The sequence below is a fragment of the Bradyrhizobium sp. genome (genome assembly GCF_035273305.1).
Taxonomy (GTDB): domain Bacteria; phylum Pseudomonadota; class Alphaproteobacteria; order Rhizobiales; family Xanthobacteraceae; genus Bradyrhizobium.
Genome location: NZ_DATEPI010000148.1, coordinates 20,993 through 30,477, shown reverse-complemented (window position 1 = coordinate 30,477; position 9,485 = coordinate 20,993). Strand labels below are relative to the sequence as shown.

Annotated in this window: 10 protein-coding genes; 8 read left to right on the top strand and 2 right to left on the bottom strand. The window is 61.6% G+C overall.

Annotated elements, in window-relative coordinates:
* The 4 genes from VJV58_RS10030 to VJV58_RS10015 form a co-directional block, all read left to right on the top strand.
* The coding region (locus VJV58_RS10030; protein WP_324137186.1) for a FliM/FliN family flagellar motor switch protein at nt 1-709 on the top strand (709 nt) is incomplete at its 5' end.
* Nucleotides 706-1,143 (top strand): DUF6468 domain-containing protein, encoded by a 438-nt coding sequence (locus tag VJV58_RS10025; RefSeq protein WP_324137185.1) that lies wholly within the window; start codon nt 706-708, stop codon nt 1,141-1,143. The genes VJV58_RS10030 and VJV58_RS10025, both read left to right, overlap by 4 nt.
* A complete protein-coding gene (locus tag VJV58_RS10020) occupies nt 1,140-1,949 on the top strand; it encodes a flagellar protein FlbB (RefSeq protein WP_324137184.1) in 810 nt (269 codons plus the stop codon). The genes VJV58_RS10025 and VJV58_RS10020 overlap by 4 nt, the downstream gene beginning before the upstream one ends.
* Nucleotides 1,950-2,065: 116 nt before the next feature.
* Complete coding sequence (locus VJV58_RS10015; RefSeq protein WP_324137183.1) at nt 2,066-5,794, top strand: tetratricopeptide repeat protein; 3,729 nt, start codon at nt 2,066-2,068, stop codon at nt 5,792-5,794.
* A gap of 29 nt (nt 5,795-5,823) precedes the next feature.
* Here the strand turns inward: VJV58_RS10015 and fliP are convergent, their stop codons facing one another.
* Nucleotides 5,824-6,576, bottom strand: coding sequence for a flagellar type III secretion system pore protein FliP (fliP, locus tag VJV58_RS10010; RefSeq protein ID WP_324137182.1), 753 nt, complete (start codon nt 6,574-6,576; stop codon nt 5,824-5,826).
* The gene (locus tag VJV58_RS10005; RefSeq protein WP_324137181.1) at nt 6,573-7,517 is read right to left on the bottom strand and encodes a flagellar biosynthetic protein FliO; all 945 of its coding nucleotides are present in this window, start codon (nt 7,515-7,517) and stop codon (nt 6,573-6,575) included. Before VJV58_RS10005 ends, fliP begins: the two co-directional genes overlap by 4 nt.
* Nucleotides 7,518-7,894: 377 nt before the next feature.
* Between VJV58_RS10005 and flgB the strand changes: the two genes are divergently transcribed.
* The 4 genes from flgB (at nt 7,895) to fliQ (ending at nt 9,470) form a co-directional block, all read left to right on the top strand.
* Nucleotides 7,895-8,302: a flagellar basal body rod protein FlgB gene (gene flgB, locus VJV58_RS10000; RefSeq protein WP_324137180.1), complete on the top strand. Its 408-nt coding sequence runs from the start codon at nt 7,895-7,897 to the stop codon at nt 8,300-8,302.
* Between the two features lie 31 nt (nt 8,303-8,333).
* Nucleotides 8,334-8,759 (top strand): flagellar basal body rod protein FlgC, encoded by a 426-nt coding sequence (gene flgC / locus VJV58_RS09995; RefSeq protein WP_324137179.1) that lies wholly within the window; start codon nt 8,334-8,336, stop codon nt 8,757-8,759.
* 17 nt (nt 8,760-8,776) lie between these two features.
* A complete protein-coding gene (fliE, locus tag VJV58_RS09990; RefSeq protein WP_324137178.1) occupies nt 8,777-9,088 on the top strand; it encodes a flagellar hook-basal body complex protein FliE in 312 nt (103 codons plus the stop codon).
* Between the two features lie 118 nt (nt 9,089-9,206).
* A complete protein-coding gene (gene fliQ / locus VJV58_RS09985; RefSeq protein WP_324137177.1) occupies nt 9,207-9,470 on the top strand; it encodes a flagellar biosynthesis protein FliQ in 264 nt (87 codons plus the stop codon).
* Nucleotides 9,471-9,485 lie beyond the last annotated feature (15 nt).

The following is a 9,485-nucleotide window of genomic DNA, read 5'->3' as shown; positions in this document are numbered from 1 at the left end:
CAATTACGGCCTGATGGTCGTCGATTCGGCGATGATCTACTCGATCGTCGATGTGCTGCTGGGCGGCCGCCGCGGCACCGCGGCGATGCGCATCGAGGGCCGGCCCTATACGACCATTGAGACCAACCTGGTGAAGCGCCTGGTCGAAGTAGTGTTGGCCGATGCCGAGCAGGCCTTCAGGCCGCTATCGCCGGTGACCTTCAGCATCGACCGGCTCGAAACCAATCCGCGTTTCGCTGCGATCAGCCGACCGGCTAATGCCGCCATTCTGGTTCGCTTGCGCATCGACATGGAGGACCGCGGCGGAAACGTCGAATTGCTGCTGCCCTATGCCACCATTGAACCCATCCGTAGCGTGCTGCTGCAGATGTTCATGGGTGAAAAGTTCGGCCGCGATCCAATTTGGGAAGGTCACTTCGCGACTGAAGTAGCGCAGGCCCAAATCTCGGTCGACGCCGTGCTCTACGAAGCCGAGATTCCCCTCAAGCAACTGATGAAGCTTAAGATCGGCGACACCCTGCCGCTCGAATTGCGCTCCGACGCACTTGTAGCGGTGCGCTGCGGCAGCGTCACGCTGACTGAGGGGCGGATGGGCCGGGTCGGCGATCGCGTTGCCATTCGCGTCACCAAGCAATTACGCAAGCCGAATACTACCTTCGCCATGTTCGAAAAAGCCGATGAGCAAACCAAATTGATGGAGGCCCAATGAGCCATTTAATGGGAATTGCAATTGAGAGCCTGGTGGCAGTCCTGCTGATGCTGACGATCGGCTACTGCATGTTGCTCAACAAGCGATTGAAGCGGTTGAAGGCCGACGAACATTCGCTAAAGGCAACCATCGCAGAGTTGATCACGGCGACCGAAATTGCCGAACGCGCGATCGGCGGCCTCAAGCATACCGTGCGCGACGTCAACGAGAATCTCGGAAGCCAGTTGGCATCCGCGGCGGAAATGTCCGAGCAATTCAAGCGACAGCTCGCCGAAGGCGACAGTGTGCTCCGGCGCCTGTCGAAGATCGCGATCGCCGCCAGGCCCTCGACAGCGCCCGATCCCGAGGTGCCGAAAATCTCGAGCGCCAAGGCCATTGCAGCGGCCGCGCAGGCGTTTTCTGAGCGCAGAAGGGCCGATGGCCTCGCCGCATGAAGTCTATTCGCGACATCCGCGTCATTCCGGTAGTGGTGATCGCGATCACGGGTCTTGCGGCGCTTAAGATCATGGGGCTCGTGATCGATGGCGGCTACGTCTTCGATTATCAGCCGCGGTCGGCGAACCGATCGTGGGCGCACGAAACGCTCAAGTTTCCGGATGGCAGAACCGATGCGGCGGAGATCACGGGTGCCCTGAATGAGAAGAAGGATGAGCTCGCTGTACCCCCGGTTGCTCCCCTCGAGACGGTGAGGCCGGATGGCACAACGGCGAAGTCGGACGGCACGGCGGTGAGGCCGGATGGCACGGTCGTATATCCGGAACAAAGCCAGCCGATATCCGCCTCCGAGCGCGCGATCCTTGAACGGCTGCAATCCCGTCGGCAGGAGTTGGAAGCGCGAGCCCGGGAGATCGAAATTCGTGAGAGCCTGCTGAAGGCGGCCGAGAAGCGCGTCGAGTCACGCGTTGAGGAATTGAAGGCGGTCGAATCGCGAATCAACACGACGACCGAACACAAGGCCGAAAGCGACGCCGCCCGCTTCAAGGGCATCATCACCATGTATGAGGGCATGAAGCCGAAAGACGCCGCCAAGGTGTTCGATCGCCTGGAAATGTCCGTACTGATCGAAATCGCTTCGCAGATTGCACCACGCAAGATGTCCGACATTCTCGGACTGATGTCGACGGAAGCGGCCGAGCGGCTGACAATCGAGATGGCCCGGCGCGCCGGTTCGGACAAATCGGCGTCTGCCGCCGAGCTTCCTAAAATCGAAGGCAAGGTGCTGCCGCAGAAGTCCAATTGAGCGTGGTGATTAACAAGTCCTTAAACCGCAAATTCTAGATTCGCATGCGCGGGTGTGCACGTGCGGTGCATGCAAATAGCGCCGGCGGTCGGAGTGAACCGGGAAGACTGGGTTGAATGGCGCGAGCGGCTGTCACTGGAGCTTTGTCGTTTGCTCGTGCCTTCGCGCGCGGCATCCGACGATGCCTTGGGCGATCGAAATGGGTTGCTTTTGCGCTGGTGTTTGCCGGATTGATTTTTGCCGACGTAGCCCGGGCTGATCCGATCAAAGGCGAGGCGACGTTCTCTGCCTCCGGCGGTTTCGCCCGGCTGGTCTTCCGACTTGCAGATGATGTCGGAACAGAGGTGAGCACAGCCGGCTCGATTCTTGTGATCCGTTTTGCCGAGCCAGTGGACATTCCGATCGGCAAGTGGGCCGAAGCGGTGCCCGATTATGTCGGTGCGGCCCGGCGCGATCCGGACGGTTCGGCGATCCGGCTGTCTCTGGCACGCAAGGTGAAGATCAACACCATGACAGCCGGCGAGCGGGTGTTCATCGATCTGTTGCCAGAGACCTGGAACGGACCGCCTCCGAGTCTTCCGTCCGAAGTGATTCGCGAATTGGCCGACCGCGCGCGAGCCGCCGAACGCGCGTTGCGCATGCAGCGCGTGGAGGCGGAGGCGAGAAAGCGTCCTCCCGTTCGCGTGCGCACATCGGTGCAGCCGACCTTCATACGTCTGGTGTTCGAAATGCCTGACGGCGTCCGCGTCTCCTCCGTGCTGAACGATCGGAAGCTCACGCTTGTCTTTAATGCGGCGTTGAACTTTGACTTGGCGGACGCAAAGGAGGCGGCGCCATCCAACATCGCCTCGATCAAGCAGAAGGTCGAAGCGGATGCTACTTCCGTCGAAGTCACCACGATCGGCGATGTCGATGTCCACTCATTTCGCGAAGAAAAAAACTACATCGTGGACGTCGCGTTTCAGCAAGGGGATAAGTCCGCGCTGACATCGCCGGCGACGGAGCTTCTGCCTGTGCCCGCGGCAGCAACCGCTCCACCGTCGGCCGATGTTGCACCGGCGCCCTCCTTAGTAGCTACGCCTGCTGCGATGCCTGGCGAAGCAACCGTGCCGGCCGTGCCGGAGAAATCGACGTCGCCATCGGCACCGCCGAGGCAATCCGGTCAGGTGGCACAGCCGACGTCAGACATGATCGCCAAGCAAGCCAGCAGCGACGTCAAACCTGATGCGACGCCGAAATCGGCCGCCTTCGAGCCCGGCAATGTCGAGCAGCCCGGCAACAGTATAGCGAAAGAGCCGCCCGACATGGTAGGCGACATGCCGCCAGACGTGGCGCTCGCCGCGGCCGCCAAGCCTGATCAACCAGCGCCGGCAGGCGCTCGCGGTGACGCGCCGAGTAGCGCTGCGCGTGACGTCGAAGCGACTCGTACCAGCGATGGCCTGGAGCTGACATTTTACTTTGCAGCGCCAACGCCGGCGGCGCTGTTTCGCCGGGCCGACACTGTCTGGATGGTTTTCGATTCGCAGGCGCCGATCGATATAGAACCCATACGGAATAAAGGCGGCGCGCTCATATCGGAGGTTGCGCGTCTGCCGCTCGATAACGGCCAGGCGATCCGAATCCGACTCAGCCGGCCTCAGATGCCGTCGCTGGTCGGCGAGGATGTCCGGGGAGGCGCAAAATGGACGGTCACTTTCGCCGATACGATGCGCACGCCGATAGAGCCATTGGCCGCGATCCGCAATATCACCGATCCCGCGCTTGCCAATGTCGCCGTGCCGCTATCAAAACCCGGCCTTCTGCATCGGCTGGTCGATCCCGATGCCGGCGATACCATCATGGTCGTTACGGCGGCGTTGCCCATTCGCGGTTTTATCAAGCGGCAAGACTTCGTCGAGTTCTCGCTGCTTGAATCCATCCACGGTCTCGCGATCCGTCCAACCTCGGATGACGTCACCGCCACGATCAATTCCGACAAGGTTATCCTGGCGCGTCCTGGCGGGCTCACTCTCTCATCGGCCGAGGTCGGCGCGGAGCGCGCCACCAGCGCGGTCCGGCCGATGTTCGACGTTCCCGAGTGGCGGAAGAATCAGACCGGAAAGTTCGCCGCGCGGGAGGACCAACTCATTGATGCGGCGTCAGCCCAACCCGAGCAGGGCATCGCTGCGAGAGTCGATCTCGCAAGATTCTACATCGCGCGTCGCATGTATCCGGAAGCAAAGGGTGCTCTCGATCTCGCGCTGGCCGACGCCAAACCGGGCTCTGAAGATCCGATCGCGCTGATCATGCATTCGGTTGCGAGCAGCCTGATGGGCCGTCCCGAGACAGCGCTGAAAGACCTCGCGAACCCGGTGATCGGAACCAACTTCGATTCGCAAATGTGGCAGGCGCTCGCTTTGGCACGTTTGGGCAGGTGGCCGGAGGCGCGGGAGAAATTCAAGAATACCGAGTTCGCCGTCACCTCACTGCCGCTGGATTTGCAAGCCATCCTGCTGGCGGACGCGATGCGGGCCTCTCTTGAGGTGAAAGACTATTCGGGCGCGGCGCAACGCAGCAGCGATCTCGACGTGGTTAGCGTTCCCGATGAGATGAAGCCATCTGTCTCTGTTTTGCGCGGTCGACTAGCCGAAGCGCTTGGGCACGAAAAGGACGCGCTGGACGAGTACAAAAAGGCCATCGACTCCCGGGATCGGGGTGCCGCCGCCGAAGCCAAGCTGCTTTCGATCGCGCTGAAACAGCGCCGCAACGAAATCAGCCCGGTCGCCATGTTGCGTGAGCTTGAAACCCTCGCCGTGACATGGCGCGGCGACGGCGTTGAGGTGAGGGCGATGCAGATGCTGCAGCGTATCTATGCCGAGAACGGCCGCTACGCCGAATCGTTTGCTGCGGCCCGGACCGCGACGAAACTGCAGCCCAATTCGGAAGCCTCGCGGCAGTGCCAGGACGCGGCTGCGGCGCTGTTTGCGCAGCTTTTCCTCAGCCAGAAGGGCGACGATCTTCCGCCGGTCGAAGCGCTGGCGATTTTCTACGAATACCGTGAATTGACGCCGATCGGTCGTCGTGGCGATGAGATGATCCGCCGGCTCGCCGATCGGTTGGTCGGGGTCGACCTGCTCGATCAGGCCAGCGAGCTTTTGCAGTACCAGGTTGATAAACGGCTGGAAGGCGCGGCCCGTGCACAGGTCGCGGCGCGACTGGCAATGGTGTACCTCACCAATCGGAAGCCGGACCGCGCGATAACGGCGCTCCGCAGTACGCGGATTGCCGATCTGGCGGGCGAGCTGCGTCAGCAACGGCTGCTGCTGGAAGCGCGGGCACAAAGTGACGTTGGCCGCCACGACCTCGCGCTCGATATCATTTCCAACTTCGCCGGCCGCGAAGCAATCCGCTTGCGATCTGATATTTATTGGGCGGCCCGGCGCTGGCGCGAGGCCTCCGAACAAATCGAATTGTACTACGCCGATCGCTGGCGCGACTTCAAACCGCTGAATCAGGTCGAGAAGGGCGACGTGATCCGCGCCGTTGTCGGATATGCGCTGGCCGAGGATGCCATCGGGCTGGCGCGGTTCCGGGAAAAATATGCACCGTTGATGAGCGGCGAGAGCGATCGAGCGGCATTCGAGACCGCGAGCAAACCGGTGGCCGCCGAGAGCGCCGAATTCCGCCAGATCGCCAAGATGGCCGCAAGCGTCGATACGCTCGACGGTTTCCTGCGCGAGATGAAGGCGCGGTTCCCGGACGCCACAGCCCGCGCGCCACTCTCGCCGGATATCAAGGCCGATCCGTTCGCCACGGGGTCGCTGCCGCGGATCATCGGATTGAAAAGGGCAGAGGCGACCAAATAGCCGCTGGTGTTGATGCGCGAAGAGCGGCGCTAGCCGCCGTAGCTCTGCACCAGGCTGCCCGCGACCAGCGACCATCCGTCAACCAGGACGAAGAAGATCAGCTTGAACGGTAGCGACACCACCACCGGCGGCAGCATCATCATCCCCATTGACATCAAGACGGACGCGACCACGAGATCGATGATCAGAAACGGCAGGAACAACAGAAAGCCGATCTCAAACGCGCGCTTCAACTCAGAGATCATGAAGCCGGGTACCAGAATGCGCAGCGACATATCTTCCGGTGTCGCGGGCGGCGGCTCGCCCGAAAGATCCATGAACAGTTTGAGATCTTTTTCGCGGACGTTTTTCTGCATGAACCCGCGCAGCGGCACCGCCGCGCGCTGCAACGCATCCTCGACGCCGATCTGGTTGGCAACCAGCGGCTTGATGCCGTTGTCATAGGATTTCTGCAGCACCGGTCCCATTACGAAAGCGGTCAGGAACATTGCCAGCGCAATGATCACCGAGTTCGGCGGCGCAGTCGCGGTGCCCAGCGCGGTTCGCAGCAACGACAGCACGACCACGATCCGGGTGAACGACGTCATCATGATCAGGATGGACGGCGCGATCGACAATACCGTCAATAGCGCGATCAGCTGGATCGCGCGCTCGGTCACCCCACCATTGCCCTGGCCGAGGTTGATACTGATGTCCTGCGCCAACGCCGGATCGGCGAGGGATCCGGCGGCTATCAGTGTGGCAAAAAATAAAACTCTACGCGGGAATGGCGCCGATCTCACGAAGGCGTCTTTGGACGGCCCAGCAAGGAGGCCATTTCGTCTTCGAGATTTTCGAATCCGCTCTTGGACGAGGGCGGAGCCGGCGGAGCGGCCGGTTGCTCGCTACGCGGGGGCGCCCGATTTGGCGGCGACTCTGGCGCGACCGACGGCGCCCCGACGCGCGGCTCGCTCGGCTCGGCGCCCGGTCTGCGAAGTGCAGCCTCCAGGCGCTGCGCCATCTCGGCGAGATTCTGGTCTGCGGACGATATCGCGGGCGCCTGAGGCGGGGGCGCGACGCGTTCCGGCGCGCGCAATGGCGGCGCCTTCAGTGCTTCACTCGAGCGTGCCGGGCGCAGGGGAGCTTCGTTGCGAGAGGTTACGCGTGACGGCATCGGTTCGCCGCGCAGTTCGGGGCGAGGCTCCGGACGTCCGCTGAGAGGATTGCCGAGCGGCTCCGGGCTAAACCCAACCAACGGGTCGCTCCGTCTTTCCGATGGCGGCCGGCGTACCTCGTCGGCGAAAGACGGACGGCTCGGCCGCACCGGCGGCTCGGGCATTTGCGGCTCGGTATGATCGTGTCCATTCGACCTGTGTCCTTCGCCATCCGTCCAACCCGCCTCGGGCGCGGGGACGGGCGCGATGCGGGGCGCGGCTTCGGCGCCCATCGGCGCGCGCTGCGGCAGTTGATCCCGTCCAGGCATCGCGCGCACGATATTGGATTCGACGACGATATCGCTGGGTCCCCCGATCATCAGCAAATGCTCGATGTTGTCTCGCCGCACCAGCACCAGGCGCCGACGTCCATCCACGGCGGCGGCATCGATGACGGCCAGCCGCGGCATCCGCCCGCGCGTAGTATTCGCGCCGAGGCGATTGCCGGCGAATCGACGAACCAGCCAAGCGGCGAGCCCGATTAGCGCCAGAACGGCGACGAATGCGAAGAAAAATGTCAGTGCCTGCATGCTTGCCCCCGGCAAATGGCGCCTTTTGTCCTTCGTCCATCGCACACGCATCGAAACGCGACGCAACAGACCGCGAAAAAACCTGAGCTAGGCCGTAATTTTGTTAATGCGCGACGGCAGAAGCTGCCGCGTCGGTATCCTTAATAACCCATGAATCGTTATGTCCAAAACGACTTCTTGGGCTTCCAAATCCAATGCGTCGCTTGGTTAACGCAGATTTCGTGGCGAAAATGCGCTCAATTGTGCTCAAACGTGCCAATCCGTCCACGACGAGCAGTGTCATCCCGATTGCGCTTCTTAACCCGTTGTTAACCATGCACACGGCAAATTCTGCCTAGCTGAGGGCGTTCTGCCACCAGCCAAGGGAGTGGCGGCCGATGCCTATCAACGACCTTCCGGTCCTGTCAGTCCTGCGCACGAAGATGCAGTGGCACCAGGAGCGTCAGCGCGTCTTATCCGAAAACGTCTCCAACTCGGACACTCCGAATTTCAAGCCGCGCGATCTGGTCGAGCCGAAATTCGAAAGCACTGGCGCCGCCAGCGGTTCGACCGGCGCGCTGGCGATGATGCGCACCAGCACCTCACACATTGAACCGGCGGGTGGTGGTGGACAGACTTTCGAGCAGAGCCGCAAGTCTGGCTTTCAAACCCGCCCAGCGGGCAACGCCGTCAATCTGGAAGACGAGATGCTCAAGGTCTCCGCCAACCAGATGGACTATGCCGCGGTCACCTCACTCTACAGCAAGAGCTTGCATCTTTTGAAAACAGCGATCGGCAAGGGCTGACGCTCGAGGCATGAACTGAGGGAGCCACGCCATGGCTAACGATGGAGGAGACTTCGCCCGCTCGATGAGCATCGCGACTTCGGGGCTGCGCGCGCAGGCCGGGCGAATGCGGGTGATCTCGGAAAATATCGCAAACGCGGATTCGACGGCACCGACTGCCGCCGGCGATCCCTACCGTCGCAAGATTCCGACTTTTTCCTCGGAACTCGATCGCACGCTGGATGCGAAGGTTGTTGCCCTCGGAAAAATTCGACCCGATGCATCCGCCTTCCGGGTGAAGCACGAGCCGGGAAATCCCGCTGCCGATGCCGCCGGCAATGTTAAATATCCCAACGTCAATCCGCTGATCGAAATGACGGATATGCGAGACGCGCAGCGATCCTACGAAGCCAACCTCAACATCATCAGCGCCACGCGCCGAATGATCCAACGCACGCTCGACATCCTCAAGACCTGAAAAGGAAAACTTGAACCATGGCTTCACCCACAGTCGCTGCAAATGCCTATGCCAATCTTGCCCGCATTCTGGATACGGGCGGCGGCGCGGGCAAAGGGGCAGAGGCGGGCGGCCCTTCGTTCGGCGCAGTGCTCAAGGATGCGATCGGAAGCGTTCTGGACGCCGGCAAGAAATCCGACGCGCAAACGGTCGCGATGGCGGCGGGCAAGGCCAACGTGATGGACGTTGTGACGGCGGTGGCGGAAACCGACGTCGCAGTCTCGACGCTGGTTTCAGTCCGTGACCGGGTGATCCAGAGCTACGAAGACATCATGAAGATGCCGATCTGATGATTCCCATGCTTCAGGAGCGGTCTGATGGCCCGATCTTGAGGAATGGATGCTTTGGCCAGATGGCAAGGAAAGCGCCGCGCGCGTTCCTCACTGTAATCAGAAAGAGGATAATCGAATGACCGGTGCTGAAACCCTTGACGTGGCGCGTGATGCGATCTGGACCATTGTCGTGGTGTCATCGCCGCTGATGGTAGTGGGTCTTGTGGTCGGTGTGGTCGTGTCACTGTTCCAGGCGCTCACCCAGATCCAGGAGCAAACGCTGGTGTTTGTTCCGAAGATTTTGGCGATTTTCGTTACGCTCCTGCTTGCGCTCCCGTTCATGGCGGACTCGTTGCACGCTCACATGATGAGGCTGTCGTCGCGAATCATAGGCGGTTGATGCACAATGCGGGCT